The 18,002-nt window shown below is 71.5% G+C and carries 18 protein-coding genes; 3 read left to right on the top strand and 15 right to left on the bottom strand.

All coding sequences use genetic code 11. The features are described 5' to 3' along the window. A partial coding sequence (locus tag OUY22_RS28365) for a bifunctional heptose 7-phosphate kinase/heptose 1-phosphate adenyltransferase (RefSeq protein ID WP_270158245.1) occupies positions 1-813 on the bottom strand: 813 nt, incomplete at its 3' end. A 147-nt stretch (positions 814-960) separates the two neighbouring features. Between OUY22_RS28365 and OUY22_RS28370 the strand changes: the two genes are divergently transcribed. Together OUY22_RS28370 and OUY22_RS28375 are read left to right on the top strand one after the other, a co-directional pair. Beyond that, positions 961-1,293: a YnfA family protein gene (locus OUY22_RS28370; protein WP_270158246.1), complete on the top strand. Its 333-nt coding sequence runs from the start codon at positions 961-963 to the stop codon at positions 1,291-1,293. Positions 1,294-1,354: 61 nt separating this feature from the next. Further along, the gene (locus OUY22_RS28375) at positions 1,355-1,690 is read left to right on the top strand and encodes an ArsR/SmtB family transcription factor (RefSeq protein ID WP_270158247.1); all 336 of its coding nucleotides are present in this window, start codon (positions 1,355-1,357) and stop codon (positions 1,688-1,690) included. Between the two features lie 62 nt (positions 1,691-1,752). Here the strand turns inward: OUY22_RS28375 and OUY22_RS28380 are convergent, their stop codons facing one another. The 8 genes from OUY22_RS28380 to OUY22_RS28415 form a co-directional block, all read right to left on the bottom strand. Further along, positions 1,753-3,327 carry a SpoIIE family protein phosphatase gene (locus OUY22_RS28380; protein ID WP_270158248.1) on the bottom strand — a complete coding sequence of 525 codons (1,575 nt, stop codon included), beginning with the start codon at positions 3,325-3,327 and terminating at the stop codon, positions 1,753-1,755. After that, entirely contained in the window at positions 3,320-4,969 is a 1,650-nt protein-coding gene (locus tag OUY22_RS28385; protein ID WP_270158249.1) for an ATP-binding protein, read from the bottom strand. Before OUY22_RS28385 ends, OUY22_RS28380 begins: the two co-directional genes overlap by 8 nt. Then, complete coding sequence (locus tag OUY22_RS28390; RefSeq protein WP_270158250.1) at positions 4,970-5,965, bottom strand: ATP-binding protein; 996 nt, start codon at positions 5,963-5,965, stop codon at positions 4,970-4,972. After that, a complete protein-coding gene (locus OUY22_RS28395; RefSeq protein ID WP_270158251.1) occupies positions 5,962-6,366 on the bottom strand; it encodes an anti-sigma regulatory factor in 405 nt (134 codons plus the stop codon). Before OUY22_RS28395 ends, OUY22_RS28390 begins: the two co-directional genes overlap by 4 nt. Then, positions 6,363-6,734 (bottom strand): STAS domain-containing protein, encoded by a 372-nt coding sequence (locus OUY22_RS28400; protein ID WP_270158252.1) that lies wholly within the window; start codon positions 6,732-6,734, stop codon positions 6,363-6,365. The genes OUY22_RS28395 and OUY22_RS28400 overlap by 4 nt, the downstream gene beginning before the upstream one ends. Beyond that, the gene (locus OUY22_RS28405) at positions 6,734-7,570 is read right to left on the bottom strand and encodes an STAS domain-containing protein (RefSeq protein ID WP_270158253.1); all 837 of its coding nucleotides are present in this window, start codon (positions 7,568-7,570) and stop codon (positions 6,734-6,736) included. Before OUY22_RS28405 ends, OUY22_RS28400 begins: the two co-directional genes overlap by 1 nt. Before the next feature lie 141 nt (positions 7,571-7,711). Next, entirely contained in the window at positions 7,712-8,785 is a 1,074-nt protein-coding gene (locus tag OUY22_RS28410; RefSeq protein WP_270158254.1) for a LacI family DNA-binding transcriptional regulator, read from the bottom strand. 644 nt (positions 8,786-9,429) lie between these two features. Continuing rightward, entirely contained in the window at positions 9,430-10,011 is a 582-nt protein-coding gene (locus OUY22_RS28415; RefSeq protein WP_270158255.1) for a TetR family transcriptional regulator, read from the bottom strand. Positions 10,012-10,150: 139 nt separating this feature from the next. Here OUY22_RS28415 and OUY22_RS28420 point away from each other — a divergent pair, with 139 nt between their 5' ends. Continuing rightward, on the top strand, positions 10,151-11,680 hold the full coding sequence (locus OUY22_RS28420) for an MDR family MFS transporter (RefSeq protein WP_270158262.1): 1,530 nt from the start codon (positions 10,151-10,153) through the stop codon (positions 11,678-11,680). Between the two features lie 18 nt (positions 11,681-11,698). On the opposite strand, the gene OUY22_RS28425 is transcribed toward OUY22_RS28420, so the two are convergent. Genes OUY22_RS28425 through OUY22_RS28450 form a run of 6 tightly spaced genes read right to left on the bottom strand, consistent with a single transcriptional unit; the run spans position 11,699 to position 17,711 of the window. Next, positions 11,699-13,477, bottom strand: coding sequence for an ABC transporter substrate-binding protein (locus OUY22_RS28425; RefSeq protein WP_270158256.1), 1,779 nt, complete (start codon positions 13,475-13,477; stop codon positions 11,699-11,701). 14 nt (positions 13,478-13,491) lie between these two features. Further along, complete coding sequence (locus OUY22_RS28430; protein WP_270158257.1) at positions 13,492-13,767, bottom strand: DUF2160 domain-containing protein; 276 nt, start codon at positions 13,765-13,767, stop codon at positions 13,492-13,494. Positions 13,768-13,770: 3 nt separating this feature from the next. Next, on the bottom strand, positions 13,771-14,586 hold the full coding sequence (locus OUY22_RS28435) for a carbohydrate ABC transporter permease (protein ID WP_270158258.1): 816 nt from the start codon (positions 14,584-14,586) through the stop codon (positions 13,771-13,773). After that, a complete protein-coding gene (locus OUY22_RS28440; protein WP_270158259.1) occupies positions 14,583-15,551 on the bottom strand; it encodes a carbohydrate ABC transporter permease in 969 nt (322 codons plus the stop codon). The genes OUY22_RS28435 and OUY22_RS28440 overlap by 4 nt, the downstream gene beginning before the upstream one ends. Continuing rightward, positions 15,548-16,639, bottom strand: coding sequence for an ABC transporter ATP-binding protein (locus OUY22_RS28445; RefSeq protein ID WP_270158260.1), 1,092 nt, complete (start codon positions 16,637-16,639; stop codon positions 15,548-15,550). The genes OUY22_RS28440 and OUY22_RS28445 overlap by 4 nt, the downstream gene beginning before the upstream one ends. Further along, a complete protein-coding gene (locus OUY22_RS28450; protein ID WP_270158261.1) occupies positions 16,632-17,711 on the bottom strand; it encodes an ABC transporter ATP-binding protein in 1,080 nt (359 codons plus the stop codon). The genes OUY22_RS28445 and OUY22_RS28450 overlap by 8 nt, the downstream gene beginning before the upstream one ends. Positions 17,712-18,002 lie beyond the last annotated feature (291 nt).

Raw genomic sequence — 18,002 nt, forward strand, 5'->3', positions numbered from 1 at the left:
CAGCCAGAGCGCGAACGCGGCGGTGAAGGTGTCGCCCGCCCCTGTCGCCATGTGGTCCGGCGCCGGCTCCGCGTACGTCCGGTACGGGGGCAGGCCGGGCCGGTGCAGCAGCGTGCCCTCCCCGTCCAGGGTGGTCACCACCATCCGCGCCCCCGACTCCGCCAGCAGCCGCTCCGACCGTTCGGTGAGGAAGCGGATCCGGTCGGCGCGGTCACCGTCCTCGCGCAGCAGCCGCAGCGCCTCGCGGTAGTTCGGCAGCACCGCCGAGGGCGCGCACGCCCGCCACGGGCCGATCGCGTGCGCGTCCACGACCAGCAGGGGCAGCCCGGTCAGCGCCCGCCGCACCGCGTCCGTGCACACGCCCGCCTCGTAGTCGCAGGCGATCACCACGTCGGCGCCGGGCAGCGCCTCCCGCAGCTCCGCGATGACGCGGGTCTCGGCCTCGGCCGGGATCGGCTCGCGGTCCTCCTCGTCATAGCGGGCGATGAGCTGCTCGCCGACCATGAGCCGCTGCTTGTGCGGGGTGCGCCTGCCGGGCACGGTCACCATCCGGGCGTCGACGCCCAGCAGGCCGAGCGCCCTGGCCAGCTTGTCCGCGCAGTCGTCGTCGCCGACCGTCCCGATCAGCCGTACCCGGGCGCCCAGCGCGGCCAGGTTGGCCGCGGCGTTGCCCGCCCCGCCGGGCGCGTCGTCGGTGGCCTCGACGCTGACCACCGGAACCGGCGCCTCCTGGGCGATGCGCTTGACCGGCCCGCGCAGCCACGAGTCGAGCATGGCGTCGCCGATGACCACGGCCTGGATCTCACTGTCCATAGCTCGGTCCATGGCAAGGCGACTACCTGGAGGAACGGCTCTCAAACGACCGGCCCACCCCGCCGGCGCGCCAGGCCCGGGTGCGGCGGCGGATCGCCCGCCGAGTCCGGCGGCAGCGTGAATGTCCCCTTCCTCTACAGTCGTCGCATGACGACCGTCCGCTCCCTGATCCTGTTCGCGCTGGCCGCCGTCGCCGAGATCGGCGGGGCCTGGCTGGTGTGGCAGGGCGTGCGGGAGCAGCGGGGGCTGCTCTGGATCGCCGCCGGGGTGCTCGCGCTCGGCGCGTACGGGTTCGTCGCCGCCTTCCAGCCGGACCCGCACTTCGGCCGGATCCTCGCCGCCTACGGCGGCGTGTTCGTGGCCGGGTCGCTGCTGTGGGGCGTGCTGGTCGACGGGTTCCGCCCCGACCGCTGGGACCTCGCGGGGGCGGCCGTCTGCCTGGTGGGGGTCGCCGTCATCATGTACGCGCCACGCGGCTGAGCCGGTACGGCCGAGCGGCTACTATTTAGATGACCGTCGAACCGTGGGAGGAGGTGCGGCCGTGGCCGTCTGCTGCGCGCCCATCGCCAGGGAGCCGCTGTCCGAGGCCGACGCCGCGGAGCTCGCCCCGCTGCTGAAGGCGGTGGCCGACCCGGTGCGGCTGCGGCTGCTGTCGATGATCGGCTCCCACCCCGGTGGCGAGGCGTGCGTGTGCGACCTCACCGACGCCTTCGACCTGACCGCGCCGACGATCTCCCACCATCTGAAGGTGCTGCGCACGGCCGGGCTGATCGACTGCGAGCGGCGCGGCACCTGGGTCTACTACTGGATCGTCCCCGGCCAGGTGGCCCGGCTCGGCGCGCTCTTCACCCCGCTGGCCCAGCCCGCCACGCCCTGAAGCCCCCGCCCCGGCCGTTACAGGTCGCGCCGTTACAGGTCGCGCCGTTACAGGTCGCGCCGTTACAGGTCGCGACGCAGCACCACGAGCGCCACGTCGTCCTCCCGCGTCCCGAACGCGGCCAGCATCCGGTCGCAGAACCGCTCCAGGTCGTCCTCCACCGTCTCCGCCAGCGACCTGGCCCGCTCCAGGCTGACGTCGAGCAGCACGTCGCGGTCCTCCAGCAGGCCGTCGGTGAACAGCATCAGCGTCCCGCCCTGCGGCAGCACCAGATGATCGACCTTGTACTCCTCGTCCGCCACCCCGAGCAGCAGGTTGCCCAGCCCGTGGTAGCGCGCCCCCGGCCCGGCCAGCAGCGGGGGGATGTGCCCGGCGTTGGCCAGCTGCAGCTCGCCGGTGCGGGGATGGAGCAGCAGCAGGCACACCGTGGCCGTCATGCCCGGGTGGTAGCGCCGCAGGATCTTGTTGAGCAGGTCCATGGACGCGGCCAGGTCGACCCGGTCCATCACCGAGGCGCGCAGCGCGTGCCGCAGCTCCGCCATGATGGTGGCCGCGTGCAGCGAGTGGCCCATGACGTCGCCGATGGCCACCAGCACCCGGTCGCCCGCCTCCAGCACCTCGTAGAAGTCGCCGCCGACCTCGACGTTGTCGCGGGCGGGCCGGTAGCGCAGCCCCACGGCCAGCCCGGGGATCTCGGGCACTCGGGTCGGCAGCAGGCTGCGCTGCAGCGTGAGCGAGGTCGCGTGCTCCTCGGCGTAGGCGCGCAGCGCGTCCACCGCGAGTGCGAGCCCCTGGCCGAGCTGCCGCAGCAGGTTGACCTCGTTGCCGTCGAGCACCGGGTCGGCCCTCACGGCCAGGAACACCGGCGGCCGGCCCGTCTTCGTCCGGCACAGGACCCCGATGACGGGCGCTCCGGCGTCGGCCTCGCCGTGCAGCGCGGCCCAGTCGGCGGCGGGCACGGTGAGGACCTCGGCGCCGGCCTCCTCGCCCAGGGCCTTGGCGCACAGCCGCTCCAGCAGGTCGGGCGGGACGCTCGCCTGGGCCGCCACCTCGCCGGGCCCGGCGAGGTGGCGCTGGAGCCGCTTGTCGTCCGGCACCGCGAGCGCGGTGGCCCGCCGGCCCAGGATGGAGGAGGCGCCCCGCACCGCCACCCCCAGCAGGCTCTGGAACGACTCCGACCGGTTGATCTGCAGCGTCACCTCGGCCAGATGGGCCAGCCGGGCGGCCATCACCTCGGCCCGCCGCCGCGCCCTGGAGTAGCGCAGCGTCGCCTCCACCGTCGCGGTGAACTCGTCGGGCTCGATCGGCTCGGACAGGTAGGCGTCGGCGCCGCGTTCCAGCCCTTCGGCCCGGTCGCGCACGCTGACGGCGTTGCCCGACACCTGGATGACGGGGATGGAGGCGGTGGCGGGGTCGGCCTTGATCCGCTCGCACACCTCGAAGCCGCTGAGATCGGGCAGCCGCACGTCCAGGATCACCAGGTCGGGGCGGCGCTCGGCGATCAGGCCGAGCGCCTCCTCACCGGCAGACGCCTCCGACACCTGGTGTCCGGCCCGGCGCAGCCAGCTGACCATGACGTAGCGTTTGGCCGGTGTGTCGTCGACCACGAGCACATCGGCGGGGCCGCGGTCAGGCACGGCGCCCTCGCGCGGCCTCGCGCACGGCGTCCAGGAACTGCTCGCGTCTCAGCTCGTGCTTGGACAGCACGGGATGGTCGCGCGCCGCCTTGCCCGGCGCCACCGTCACCACCACCACCGCGACCTCCTTGAGGCGCTCGTCCTCCGCCATCCGCTGCAGCAGGGCGTTGCCGTCGAGACGGGGCATCAGCATGTCGAGCACGATGACGTCCGGTCGCCGCACCGCCATCACCTCCAGCGCCTCGACGCCGTCGGCGGCCTCGTCCACCTCGCTCGCGATCCCGTACAGCATCCTACGGGCCAGCTCGCGGAAGCCCTGGTCGTCGTCGGCGATGAGCAGCCGGCCGATCTCGGGAGGGCCGTGGCGGACCGGGAGCCGCACGGTGACGGTCGTCCCCTCGCCGAACGTGCTGTGCAGGTCGAGCTGGCCGTCGAGCGCCCTGACCAGCGTGCGCGCGTACGGCAGGCCGAGCCCCGTGCCCCGGACCTTGACCTGCAGCGCGTGCGGCACCTGGAAGAACTCCTCGAACACGCGGTCCAGGTCTTCCTCGGCGATGCCGATCCCGGTGTCGGACACGGTGATCACCACCTGGCCGGCCTGCTCGTCGAGGCGGGCGTCGAGCCGCACCTCGCCCTCCCGGGTGAACTTCAGCGCGTTGGACAGCAGGTTGCGCAGCACCCGGATGAGCATGGTCTCGTCGGTGTAGATCTCGGCCGCCGCCGGGGCCACCTCGGTGCGCAGGACCACGTCGCTGGTGGGCTGCATGATCGCGTGCAGCCGGCGGACGAGATCCTCCAGGTCCACCGGCGCGAACTCGGGCAGCAGCCGGCCCGACTCGGCCTTGGCCAGGTCGAGCAGATCGCCGACCAGCGCCAGCAGCGTCTCCGCCGAGTCGCCGATGAACCGGATCTGGCGCTCCTGCTCCTCGGTGAGCGGCTCGCCGTCCGCCGTGGTCATCAGCCGCACCAGGCCGATGATGGAGCTGAGCGGGGTGCGCAGCTCGTGGCTGACCGTGGCCCAGAACCGGTTCTTGGCCTCGGCGGACTCGCGCAGCTGGGTGGACTTCTCGTCCAGCTCGGCGTAGAGGGCGACCACGCCCCTGTTGGTCTCCTCCAGCTCCGCCGACAGCTCGTGGTACAGGGCCATCACGCCCCTGTTGGTCTCCTGCAGCTCGGAGTTGAGCCGCAGGACGTCCTCCAGCGTCGACGCCAGCTCCTGGTTCTGCTGGCGCAGCTCGTCCATCGCGCTGACCGGGGCCAGCCGGGTCAGCCGCTCGCGGATCTGATCGGCCGGCATGCCGGGCAGGCGGCCGGGGAGCCGCTTGACGATCGTGACCCGGTTCCCGGCGGCGGTGACGTCGTCCACCAGGCGGCCGGCCAGCGCCAGGCTCTCCCGCCCGGCCGGTCTCGTCCCGGCGAGGTGCTCGATGGTGACGCGCAGCTCACCGTCCTCCAGGGTGAACACCGCGACCGTCCCGGCGCCGACCACTTCCCGGCCCACCTCGCTGAGCGCGGTGGCGACCCGGATCTGGTCCTGCGCCTCCAGCCCGGCCAGCTCGGCGGCGGCGCGGCCCAGCCGGCGCAGCGCGAAGACGTCCCGGTCCTCACGCAGGCGGAGCCTGGCCAGCTCAAGTGCGGTCATTCACGGCCTCACGATCACGACACACGCGTCATCCCTGCGGCTGCCCGCCTCCCGCAGCAGTCCAGCGGCGATCAGCACGGGAGAGCGGGAGAACAGGCCGGGCAGGGTGGTGGGGGACCACCGGTCGGTGAGTCCGTCCGAGTGCAGCACGACGGTCGCGTGCTCGTCCAGTCTGTACTCGTACTGGCGGAGCCGGCGCGCCTGGTGACCGGTGATGCCGGGCACGGACACCATGCCCTGACGGCGGTCGGCGTAGGTGATCCAGCCGGCGATGTTGCCGAGGCCGGCGTAGGTCACCTGGTCCGGGGTGACCCGGGCGACGGCGACGGCTCCGCCGCGGGTGCCGCTCAGCCCGCGGTGCAGCCGCTCCAGGGTGGCCAGCGGCTCGTCGTCGGTCCCGCTCAGGAACAGCTCGACGGCCTGCCTGGAGGCGTGCGCCGCGGGCGCGCCGTGGCCCAGCCCGTCGCACACCATGACGGTGACGACCCGGCCGTCGGTCGTGATGGCGAACGCGTCGCCCGAGACGGTCTCCTCGCCGATGGGGCGGACGAGCCCGGAGGCCGGCGGCCGTCCGGCCTGCGTCCCGGCGGCGAAGTGGACCGCCAGCAGCGTGCCCGTGCCCGGCAGGGAGTGCACGTCGTACGAGGACGCGATGCGGGTGATCGCGCCCAGTCCGATGCCGAGCGTGCCCGAGGTGGAGTAGCCGTCGCGCATCGCCCGCGCCACGTCCGGCATGCCGGGCCCGCGGTCCATCGTGACCAGTTCCACCACGTCCGGCGAGCCGGGGCAGGGCCGCACCAGCGCCATCCCCTCCACGGCGTGCTTGACCAGGTTGGAGACGGCTTCGGTGACCGCCACCGCCACCTGGCCGACCCGCTCGGCGTCGAACCCGGCCTTCTGGGCCAGCTCGGCCGCGCTCCTGCGGACCGCGCCGACGGCGCTGGGCTCCTCGGCGCGGATCCAGACACCGTCGCGGACCCCGCCGAGAGGGCTCATCCTCGAGCCCATTTCGTCGCGGTGATCGTGGTGCCCTTGCCGGGCGCGGAGGCTACGTCGAACTCGTCGACCAGCCGCCGGGACCCGCCCAGCCCGAGGCCGAGGCCGCCGGCGGTGGTGAAGCCGTCGGTCAGGGCCCGGTCCAGGTCGGGGATGCCGGGGCCTTCGTCGCTGAAGGTCAGCCGCAGGCCGCGCCGCCTGCCGTCCTCGACGACCACGATGCTCACCCTGCCGCCACCGGCGTGGATCAGCGCGTTGCGGGCCAGTTCGCTGGCCGCCGTCACGATCTTCGTCTGGTCTATCAGCGACAGGCCCGCCTCGACCGCGACGACGCGCACCTGCTGGCGCACCATCACGAGATCCGCGTTGCCGGAGATGGCCAGGTGGCCGTCCTGGGTCATCGCGGCGTGCCCCGGTCGCCGAGGTGGTCCAGGAGCGCCACACCCTTCTCGAGGTTGAGCGCGGTGCGCACGCCGCCCAGCGACAGGCCCAGCTCCACCAGGGTGATGGCCACCGCCGGCCGCATGCCGACGACCACGGTCTCGGCGTCGAGCATCCGGCACATGCCGGCGATGGTGGCGAACATCCGGCCGATGAACGAGTCGATGATCTCCACTGCCGAGATGTCGATGATGACACCCCGCGCCCCGGCGGAGACGACCCGGTCCGCCAGATCCTCCTGCAGCGCCAGCACGCTCTGGTCGTCCAGGTCGATCTGGATGGAGATGATCAGGATGTCGCCGAGTTTGAGGATGGGGACGCGCTCCATCACGCGTCCTCTGTGCGGACCGCGATCCGCGTGTGACGGCGCTCGCTGAACTCGATGCCGCTGCACCGCAGGGTGTAGGCCAGCGCGTCGGCCAGGGTGGCCTTGGTGACGATGTCGCCGAACTCGATGCCGAGGGTGACGATCGTGTGCGCGATCTGCGGGCTGATGCCGGAGATCACGCACTCGGCGCCCATGAGCCGCGCGGCGACCACGGTCTTGAGCAGGTGCTGGGCCACCTGGGTGTCGACGGCGGGGACGCCGGTGATGTCGATGACCGCGTGCTCCGACCCGGTGTCGACCAGGATCTGGAGGAGCTTCTCCATGACGACCTGGGTCCTGGCCGAGTCGAGGGTGCCGACCAGCGGCACCGCGACGATGCCCTCCCAGAGCTTGACCACCGGGGTGGACAGCTCCAGGAGCTGCTCGGCCTGGTCCATGATGACCTTCTCGCGGGCGGTCGCGAAGGTCTCGATCGTGTAGAGGCCGAGGTCGTCGATGAGGCGGGAGAACCAGATGAAGCCGCGCAGCGCGTCGGCTCCGCCGTCATCCTCCACCGACTCGTACACCGCCTCCTTGAGGCTGTACACCGCCCTGGCGGTGTCGGAGGGGGTGTAGCCCTGACGAGCCCGGCTGCGCGACAGCTCGGCGAGCAGCCCGCGCACGTCGGTGAGGTCGTCGCCCTCGTGCGCCAGCGAGTTGCGCAGAGCCTGGTAGAGCTCTCGCAGTTCGTCGGCGGATGCCTGGGCGATGGTGCTCCAGCGGCGCAGGATCTGCTCGTCGGCGCTACCCAGCAGCTCCGTGATGCGTCGTCTGGCGACGTCGGCATGGACGGTCAAAATTGGACTCCTGAGGATACAGATGACAGCACTGCCGGGCAGGGTAACGGCCCAAATGCCCAGCGGGTGGAAGACATACTTTTCATCTCCGACCCGTGCCGTCCCGACAATATCCGATGACGGACACTACACCGCATACCGTCATATTTCGGTGACATTGAAATTCGCGGCGTCCGGGTTGTGTCCCGGCGGGGGTGCGGCGGCCGTGGTGCGCCGCGTCACCAGCGTGGGCGTGATCGAGATACGCGCCGACGCCGTGCGCCCGCCGATGCGCTCCAGCAGCAGCCTGGCCGCCGTCCGGCCCATGGTGAGGCCCGGCTGGTCGACGCTGGTCAGCGAGATGTGCGCGAGGCCGGCCAGCCAGCTGTTGTCGTACCCGGCGACCGAGACGTCGCCCGGCACGTCGAGCCCCGCCTCGCGCAGCGCGCCCAGCGCGCCGATCGCTACCAGGTCGGCGCCCGCGAAGACCGCCGTCGGCGGCTCCGGCCGGCGCAGCAGCTCGCCGACGCCCGCACGGCCGCCTTCCTCGGTGTACGAGGTCCGCACGATGTCCGCGTACGCCCCGAGCCCCAGCCTGGCCATGGCCCGTTCGTAGGCGTGTGCGCGCGGGTCCGGCGGCGTGGCGGGCTCGCCCCGGCCGGAGCCGTGCCACGCGGCGTCCGCGAGGTGCGCGATGCGGCGATGGCCGAGGCCGGCCAGGTGCTCGACCACGAGCCCGGCGCCCACCTCCTCGTCGCCGAAGACCGCGTCGTAGTGCGGCGAACGGTCGTCGCGGCCGAGCACGACGACCGGCACGGCCTTGGCGATCACCTCCAGGTCGGCCGGTGGGCTGAGCGGGGCGACCAGCACCACCCCGCCCACCGACTGGTCGATCAGCGCGTGGACGGCCCGCGACTCGCCCGCCGGATCGCGGCCCGCCTGGCTGATCACGACCTGGTAGCAGGTGTCCCCGAGCTCCTCGGCGATGCCGTCGATCAGGTCGGGAAAGAAGGGATTACGCAGGTCGGGGAGGAGCACGCCGAGCGTGGAGGTGTGGCCGCGCAGCGCGCGGGCCGCCCCGTGCGGGCGGTAGCCCAGCTCCTTGATGGCGGCCAGCACTCGGGTCCGCATGGCGGGGCTGACCCCGTAGGCGTTGCGCAGCACCTTGGACACCGCCGACGTGGAGACCTCGGCGTGCCGTGCCACGTCCCCGATGGTCACCCTGCTGGCCGTCATCCGTCCTCCCGTGGAACGAACCACATCCGGCTTCCCGACAATGCTCCTGACACCCCTTCTGAGCGGAGGATACCTACGGGTAACGTTCCACGATTTCCTCGGTTCATGCGGGCCTCGCCGGGCGGTCCGCTTTCCGGCGCATCCGGAAAGCGGACTTTCCGCTGTCACTGGCGATTATGGAACGCACTTCACGGAAAGCGTTTACGGTCGCGGGTTCGGCGCCATCGAATCGCGCGCTCCCGTCGTGCCGGGCGAATACCGAAAACGATGAAAAAATCCGGCGCGAGAATCCCGGAAGCGTCCGGGAAGATCGCTCGCTTCCCCCGGCGGGGTCGTCACCACCGCTCCGCCCGTGGCGCCGACCTCCTGTCGCCGACCTCCTGTCGCCGACCTCGTGCCCGCCGCCCGTGGGGATCGCCGCCGGTCGTCCGGCCGGGCGTGCCGTGGGGCCATGAGCAGCGCAGGTGTCCGAGGGCCGAAGCGCCCGGCCAGAATAGCGACCGGACGGATACACGGCCGGCCGCGGAAAATCGCCGGCGTTTTCCCGGTCCGCTCGTTCAGGCGTTCGATTTTCGGCGGCTCAGCCGGGAGCAGGGTCACGGGCGTGCCCGTACCGGGTGAGGAACCTCACGTCCGCCGCCCGGTCAGCTGAAGGGCCTGGACACCTCGTCGAGGATCTCGTCGCCGATCTCCACCAGCGAGCGGGCCTCCTCCTCCTCGATCCACTGGTGGGTGGCCAGGCGCAGCGCCCCGAGGAAGGCGGCCGCCAGCACCCGCGGCCGGGCCGGGGCGGGCCGGTCGGCGATGGCCTGGGCCAGCTCGCGCTCCAGGTCGGCGTGGCTGGCGAGCTGGCGGGCCAGCAGCGCCGGATGCTTCTTGGCCAGCCGGGTGCGGATCGCCCAGTCGCGGTCCAGCGTGCCCATCTCCTGGTACATCTCGGAGATGGTGGCCCGCATGGCCTGCCACGCGGTGAGGCCGGGGGGCTGCTCCCGCACCCGCGCCACCAGTTGCCTGAAGCGCTCCTCCTCCCCGTACAGCAGGGCGTCCTCCTTGCCGGCGAAGTAGTTGGAGAAGGTGCGGCGGGAGATGTTGGCGGCGTCGGCGATGGCCTCGACCGTGACGCCGTCGAAGCCGTGCTCGACGGTCAGTCGCAGCGCCGCCTCGTACACGGCCTGCCGGGTCTCGGCCTTCTTGCGCTCTCGCAGGCCCAGCGTCGTGGTGTCCATCTGTGGAGACTGTACCCGCAGGGAATAAATGCGCAATGCGCAAACTTTCGCAATGGGAAGTAGTATGTCCCGTTGTCTCCCCCCTGTTCCCGAACGGAGGTCGCGCGTGAGCGCACCCACAGAGGCTCCTGCCCAACCGATGACCCACCGGCAGGTGCTGGAAGCCCTCAGCGGGCTGCTGCTCGTGCTCTTCGTCGCCATGATCAGCGGCACGATCGTCTCGGTCGCGCTGCCCCAGATCATCGGCGCCCTGGACGGCACCCAGTCCCAGTACACCTGGGTCGTCACCGCCTCTCTGCTGGCCGCGACCGCGACGACCCCCATCTGGGGCCGCCTGGCCGACCTCTTCAGCAAGAAGCTGCTGCTCCAGATCTCCATCGTGATCTTCATGGTCAGCTCGCTGGCCTGCGGCTTCGCCCAGAACACCGAGCAGCTCATCGCCTTCCGCGCCGTGCAGGGCCTCGGCATGGGCGCGCTGCAGATCCTGGTGCAGGTGATCATCGCCGCGATGATCAGCCCCAAGGAGCGCGGCCGCTACAACGGCTACCTCGGCGGCGTCATGGCCGTCGCGACCGTCGGCGGGCCGCTCCTGGGCGGGCTCATCGCCGACACCTCCTGGCTCGGCTGGCGCTGGTGCTTCTTCATCGCCGTGCCCTTCACCGCCATCTCCCTCGTCCTGCTGCAGAAGACGCTGCGGGTGGCCACCGTCCGCCGCGACGACGTCAAGATCGACTACCTGGGCGCGACGCTCATCGCCGCCGGCGTGAGCGTGCTGCTCATCTGGGTCACGTTCGTCGGCAGCTCCTTCGCCTGGCTGTCGTGGCAGACCGCGGCCATGGCCGGCGGCGGCGCCGTCATCCTGGCGCTGGCCACCTGGGTGGAGACCCGGGCCGCCCAGCCGGTGGTGCCGCTGCACGTCATCCGTCGGCGCACCCCCGCCCTGGCCATCCTGGCCAGCCTGGCGGTCGGCATGGCCATGTTCGGCGGCTCGGTCTTCCTCGGCCAGTACTTCCAGATCGGCCGCGGCTACACCCCCACCGAGGCGGGCCTGCTCACCATCCCGATGATGGCCGGCGTGCTGGTCTCCTCCACGATCAGCGGCCGCATGGTGTCCAGGAGCGGCAAGATCAAGCCGTACATCGTGACCGGCTCGATCGTGCTCACGCTCGGCTTCCTGGGACTGTCCACGATCGACCACGAGACCTCGCTGGTCGTGATCGGCGCCGCCATGGCGCTCGTCGGCGTGGGCGTCGGCATGTCGATGCAGAACCTGGTGCTGGCCATCCAGAACACCGTCCCGCTGCGCGAGCTCGGCGCCGCCAGCGGAGCCGTCACGTTCTTCCGCTCCCTCGGCGGCACCATCGGCGTCTCCGTCCTCGGGGCCGTCCTCGCCAACCAGGTGGCCACCGGCATCACCCAAGGACTGACCAAGGCGGGCATCCCGGTCTCCGGAGGAGGCGCGGGCACCCTCGACCTCGCGTCCCTGCCGGAGCCGGTCAGGGCCATCGTCAGGACCGCGTACGGCGACGCGACCGGGCACATCTTCCTCATCTCGACCGGGCTCGCGCTGGTCGGCGTCATCGCCACCCTGTTCTTCAAGCCCGTCACCCTGCGCGACACCCTGGACCTGCCGGACTCGGCCCCCAAGGAGCCGGTGTCCACGGGCTGAGCCGTCCCCGCCGGTGGGTCAGTCCGCCTTCTTCCACCGGGCGATCAGCTGGTCGTAGTCGAGCGTCTCCGGCTCGCCGCGCTCGTCCGCCAGCTTCGGCACCGGGGCGCCCGGCTGGTCGAGCCAGTAGCGGGCGTCCCGCTCCTGGTTCAGCTTGGGCGCGCACGGGCCGCCGTAGCCGCGCCGCTCCAGCCGCGACAGGATGTCGTCCTGCTGCTTGGCCAAGTTGTCCATGGACTGCTGCGGGGTCGTCTCGCCCGTGACGGCGGTGGCCACGTTCTGCCACCACAGCTGCGCCAGCCTCGGGTAGTCGGGCACGTTCGTCCCCGTCGGCGTCCACTGCACGCGTGCCGGGCCCCGGTAGAACTCGATCAGGCCGCCGTACTTCTCCGCGTTCCGCTCGAAGTGGTCGCTGCGGATGTCGGAGTCGCGGATGAACGTCAGCCCGGCGATCGACTTCTTCAGCGACACGGTCTTGGACGTGACGAACTGCGCGTACAGCCAGGCCGCCGCCCGGCGCTCGGCCGGGGTGCTCTTCAGCAGCGTCCACGAGCCGGCGTCCTGGTAGCCGAGCTTGTGGCCGTCCTTCCAGTACGCGCCGTGCGGGCTGGGCGCGATCCGCCACTTCGGGGTGCCGTCCTCGTTGACCACCGGCAGGCCGGGCTTGGTCATGTCGGCGGTGAACGAGGTGTACCAGAAGATCTGCTGGGCGACGTTGCCCTGCGCCGGGACCGGGCCGGCCTCGCTGAAGTTCATCCCGGCCGCCTCGCGCGGGGCGTACTTCTTCAGCCAGTCGACGTACTTGGTGAGCGCGTACACGGCGGCGGGCCCGTTCGTGTCGCCGCCCCGGGTGACGGACGAGCCGACCGGGCGGCAGTTCTCCACCCGGATGCCCCAGTCGTCGACCGGCAGCCCGTTCGGGATGCCGGGGTCGCCGTTGCCCGCCATCGACAGCCACGCGTCGGTGAACCGCCATCCCAGCGACGGGTCCTTGCGCCCGTAGTCCATGTGGCCGTACACCTTCTTGCCGTCGATGGTGCCGTCGCCGTTGACCTCGCTGGTGAAGAACTCGGCGATGTCCTCGTAGGCGGCCCAGTTGACCGGCACCCCCAGGTCGTAGCCGTAGGCGTCCCTGAACTGCTTCTTGACGTCCGGGTCGGTGAACCAGTCGTAGCGGAACCAGTACAGGTTCGCGAACTGCTGGTCGGGCAGCTGGTAGACCTTCTTGTCCGGGCCGGTGGTGAAGCTGATCCCGATGAAGTCCTCCAGGTCCAGCGTGGGCGAGGTGACGGCCTTGCCCTCCCCGGCCATGTAGTCCGACAGCGGCAGCACGTAGTCGCCGCGCGCGTGGGTGCCGATCAGGTCGGAGTCGTTGACGTAGGCGTCGTAGATGTTCTGGCCGCCCTGGATCTGCGTCTGCAGCTTCTCGATCACGTCGCCCTCCTGGATCAGGTCGTGCTTCAGCCTGATCCCGGTGATCTCGGTGAACGCCTTGGCGAGCCGCTGCGACTCGTACTGGTGGGTGGTGATCGTCTCCGACACCACGTTGATCTCCATGCCGCGGTACGGGGCCGCGGCCTTCATGAACCAGTCCATCTCGGCGAGCTGCTGCTCCTTGGACAGCGTGCTCGGGGTGAACTCGGTGGACACCCACCGCTGGGCGGCCGCCCTGGCGTCGGCCTCCCTGAACTCGCCGCCGCCCGCCTGGCCGCCGCCCTGCGAGCAGCCCGCGGCCAGCAGGACGAGCACGGCCGCGCAGCACGCGCTCCTCGTGGGGATCTTCCTGTCGAACGGCATCGCCGCCTCCTTCGTCAGCCCCAAATCCCGATCGCCAGCACCACCAGGAACGCCGCCGCCAGCGCCAGCCACATGGACAGGTCGGTGACGGCGATCCACCCCGCGAGCACGGCGGCCCCGCTGATCAGGCCGATGTACAGCCGGTCCCCCCGGTCGGTCTCGATGCGCAGGAACCCCCGGCGCGGCACCGGCGGCGAGACCCTCGCCCAGATCGTCATCGCGCACAGCAGCAGGCCGAGGCCCGCGAAGACGGCGGCCGTGGGCCCGGTCCACACCATCCACTCGAACATCGGCTACACCCTCCCGAGGCTGAAGCCCTTGGCGATGTAGTTGCGGACGAACCAGATCACGATCGCGCCGGGCACGATCGTGAGCACTCCGGCCGCCGCGAGCAGCCCCCAGTCGACGCCCGCCGCGCTCACCGTGCGGGTCATGGTGGCGGCGATCGGCTTGGCGTTCACCGAGGTGATCGTGCGCGCGATGAGCAGCTCGACCCAGCTGAACATGAAGCAGAAGAACAGCGTGACGCCGATCGCCGACCGGATCATCGGCAGGAAGATCCTGACGAAGAACCGGGGCAGCGAGTAGCCGTCGATCGCGGCCGTCTCGTCGATCTCACGGGGGATCCCGGACATGAAGCCCTCCAGGATCCACACCGCGAGCGGCACGTTGAACAGCATGTGCGCGACGGCCACGCCCAGATGCGTGTCGAACAGCCCGACCGCCTGGTAGATCTGGAAGAACGGCAGCAGGAACACCGCGGGCGGCGCCATCCGGTTCGTCAGCAGCCAGAAGAACAGGTGCTTGTCCCCGGCGAACCGGAACCGGGAGAACGCGTACGCGGCCGGCAGCGCGATGACCAGCGACATGACCGCGTTCATGGACGTGTAGACGATCGAGTTGAGGTAGCTGGAGTACCACACCGAGTCGGTGAAGAACGTGACGTAGTTGTCGAACGTCACCCGTTGGGGGATGAGCTGGAAGCTGCCGAGGATGTCCTGGTTCGGGCGGATCGACATGCCGAACATCCAGAGCAGCGGCAACATCAGCGTGATCCCGTACAGCCAGAACACCGTCCGCGCCCAGGGCAGCCGCCGCACCGCGCTCACCTCCCGGTCCTGGTCAGCACGGTGAAGAACACGTAGCAGACGATCTGCACGGCCAGGAAGTACAGCAGCGAGAACGCCCCCGCGGGCCCCAGGTCGAACTGGCCGACCGCGATCTTCGACAGGAGGATGCTGAGGAACGAGGTCGCGTTGCCCGGCCCGCCGCCGGTCACCACGAACGGCTCGGTGTAGATCATGAAGCTGTCCATGAACCGCAGCAGGATCGCGATCGTCAGCACCCCGCGCAGCCGGGGCAGCTGGATGTGCCGGAACGTCGCCCACGCTGACGCGCCGTCGATCTGCGCCGCCTGGAAGTACGGGCCGGGGATGGACCGCAGGCCGGCGTAGGCCAGCAGCGCCACCAGCGGAGTCCAGTGCCACACGTCCATGACGAGCACGGTGATCCACGCGTCGCCGGCGTCCAGCGTGTAGTTGTAGTCGAGCCCGAGCACGTTGTTGACGGTCCAGCCGCCGAGCCCGATGTCCGGCCGGGCGAAGATCTGCCAGATGGTGCCCACCACGTTCCACGGGATGAGCAGCGGCAGCGCCACCAGCACCAGCGCGGCCGGCGCGCCGAGGCCGCGGCGCGGCATCACCACCGCCACCGCCACGCCCAGCGGGATCTCCAGCAGCAGCACCTGCGCCGAGAACAGCAGCGTGCGCACGAACGCGGCCCGCACCTCCGGGTCGCGCGCCACCGACCGGAACCACTCCAGCCCGACGAAGATCCGGTCGTTCGGGCTGAAGATGTCCTGCACCGAGTAGTTCACCACCGTCATCAGCGGGATGACCGCGGTGAACGCCACCGACACCACCACCGGCAGCACCAGGAGCCAGGCCCGGTTGGCGCGCCGCTTGCCCGGGGCCCGGTCCTCGGCGGACGGCGCCGTCCGCCGCGTCCGCCGCGTCCGCCGCTCCGTCCGCTGCTCCCTCCGCTGCTCCGTCCGCGACGGGAGGGCGGCCGTCACGGGGCACCCCCCGTCAGCGGCTCGACCACCCCGCACCGGACCGCGTCCCTGAACAGGAACGCCCGGCCCTCCGCGAAGCGCAGGAACGCCGTGGCGCCCGGCTCGTGCGCGGACGCCGCCTCCGTCCTGGTGACCAGCGGGTGCCCGTTCACCCGGGCGTGCACCAGGTCGTAGGCGCCCATCCGGTCGATCTCGGTCACCCGGGCGGAGAGGCCGGACGGCGCCTCCTCGCCGGTGATCCGCACGAACTCCGGCCGCACCCCGATCCGCACCGGCCCCGCGGGCAGGGCGCCGGACGCCCGCCCGACGGCGGACTCGCCCACCCACACCAGCCCGTCGACCACCGCCCCGTCGAGCACGTTCATCCCGGGCGAGCCGATGAAGTGGCCGACGAACTCGTGCGCGGGCGACAGGAACAGCTCGCCCGGCTCGCCGGCCTGGACGATCTCACCCTCGTTGAGCACCACCACCTCGTCGGCGAACGTCAGCGCCTCCGTCTGGTCGTGGGTGACGTAGATCAGCGTGTGCCCGGTGTCGCGGTGGATCTCCTTGAGCTTGCTGCGCAGCGTCCACTTCATGGCCGGGTCCACCACCGTCAGCGGCTCGTCCAGCAGCACCGCCGCCACCTCGGGCCGGACCAGGCCGCGCCCCAGCGCGACGATCTGCTGCCGGCCCGGGTCCAGCCGGCGCGACCGGCGCCGCAGGTGCTCCTCCAGCCCGAGCAGGCCCGCCACCCTGCGCACCCGCCGGTCCACCTCCTGGCGCGGGCAGCCGCGGTTGCGCAGCGGGAAGGCCAGGTTGTCGTAGACCGACATCTGCTCGTACAGGACCGGGAACTGGAAGACCTGCGCGATGTTCCGCCCGGCGGGCGGCACCCCCGTCACCTCGCGGTCGTCGAACCAGACCCGCCCCCGGGTGGGCGTCAGCAGCCCGGAGACGATGTTCAGCAGCGTCGTCTTGCCGCAGCCGCTCGGCCCGAGCAGCGCATACGCCCGGCCCGTGCGCCAGGTCCACGTCATCGGCCTCAGCGCCCACGTGCGGCCGCCGTCGTAACTGTGCGCCACATCCTCCAGACGGATCTCAGCCATGCGCCCCGACCCCCGCCGGCAGCCGCGCGCCGTCCTCGCCGAACACGAACACCCGCGCCGGGTCCACGACCGCCACCGCCGGCTCTCCCGGCTGGTACGGATGCGTGCCCGGCAGATGCGCCACCAGGTGCGTTCCGCCCTCCAGCAGCAGGTGCGCGAACGTGGCGCCGCCGGTCATCTCCGCCAGCCTGATCTCCGCGGGGAACTCCAGCAGGCCGGGGCCGGCCCGGCCGAGACCCACCTGGTGCGGACGGACCGCCACCACCACCTCCCGGCCGGGCTCCAGCGGCCCCGGCGCCGGGAACGAGGCGCCCAGGCACGCGATCCGGCCGTCGCGCACCACGCCCGGCAGCAGGTTCAGGGGCGGGTCGCTGAGCGCCGCCGCCACCTCCAGCGTCGGCGGCTCGGCGTAGACGCGCGCCGGGTCGCCCCGGTGCCGGACCCGGCCCTGGCTCAGCACCACCGTCGGCGCGGCGAACGACAGCGCCTCGTTCGGGTCCGCGGTCGCGTACAGCACCACGCCGGGGGAGTCCCTGAACAGCCGCTTGAGGTCGGCGCGCAACTGCTCGCGCAGCTTGAAGTCCAGGTTGGCGAGCGGCTCGTCGAGCAGCAGCACGTCCACCGGGCGGGCCAGCGCCCTGGCGATGGCGGTGCGCTGCTGCTGGCCGCCCGACAGCTCGCCGGGGCGGCGGTCCAGTAACCCGCCGATGCCCATCAGCTCGGCGACCTCGCGCACCCGCCCGTCCACCTCGCGCTTGGGGAAGTCCGCGGCCAGGCGGAGCGGGGAGGCGATGTTCTCGTAGACGGTCAGCGACGGGTAGTTGATGAACCGCTGGTAGACGAAGGCCACCGACCGCCTGCGCACCGACACGCCGGTGACGTCCCGGCCGCCGACCACCACCCGCCCGGCGTCCGGGGGCAGCAGCCCGGCCACCACCCGCATCAGCGTGGTCTTGCCCGCGGTCATCGGCCCGAGGAGCGTCGTCAGGCCGCCGGACGACTCCAGGCGGATGTCGTCGAGCCAGACCTCTCCGCGCCGGCGTACGCTCACGCCTTCGATGACCAGCGTCACTGTGCCCGGTCCTTCCCGGAACAGATCAGGGGGTCGCGACGATCAGCGACTTTGCTCTTCCAGTTAATATGATCCACAACCACCTGCAAAGGCTGGATCTTGCGCTGTGAAGAGGGATGTATCGGGCGCGGCGCTGGAATCCTCCACACGCGAGCTTTACTGAGAGTTACTTCGTCATTACGAGGGGTAGTAACCCTGAAGGTGATCCGCTTACCCGACCGAAGGAGGGCGCATCCGTTCCGCCGTCCCCCGGGTGGCGGCTCTCCCCGCCGTCCGCTGCCTGGCTCCCGA

Origin of the sequence: Nonomuraea corallina (assembly GCF_027620315.1) — a bacterium.
Classification (GTDB): domain Bacteria; phylum Actinomycetota; class Actinomycetes; order Streptosporangiales; family Streptosporangiaceae; genus Nonomuraea; species Nonomuraea corallina.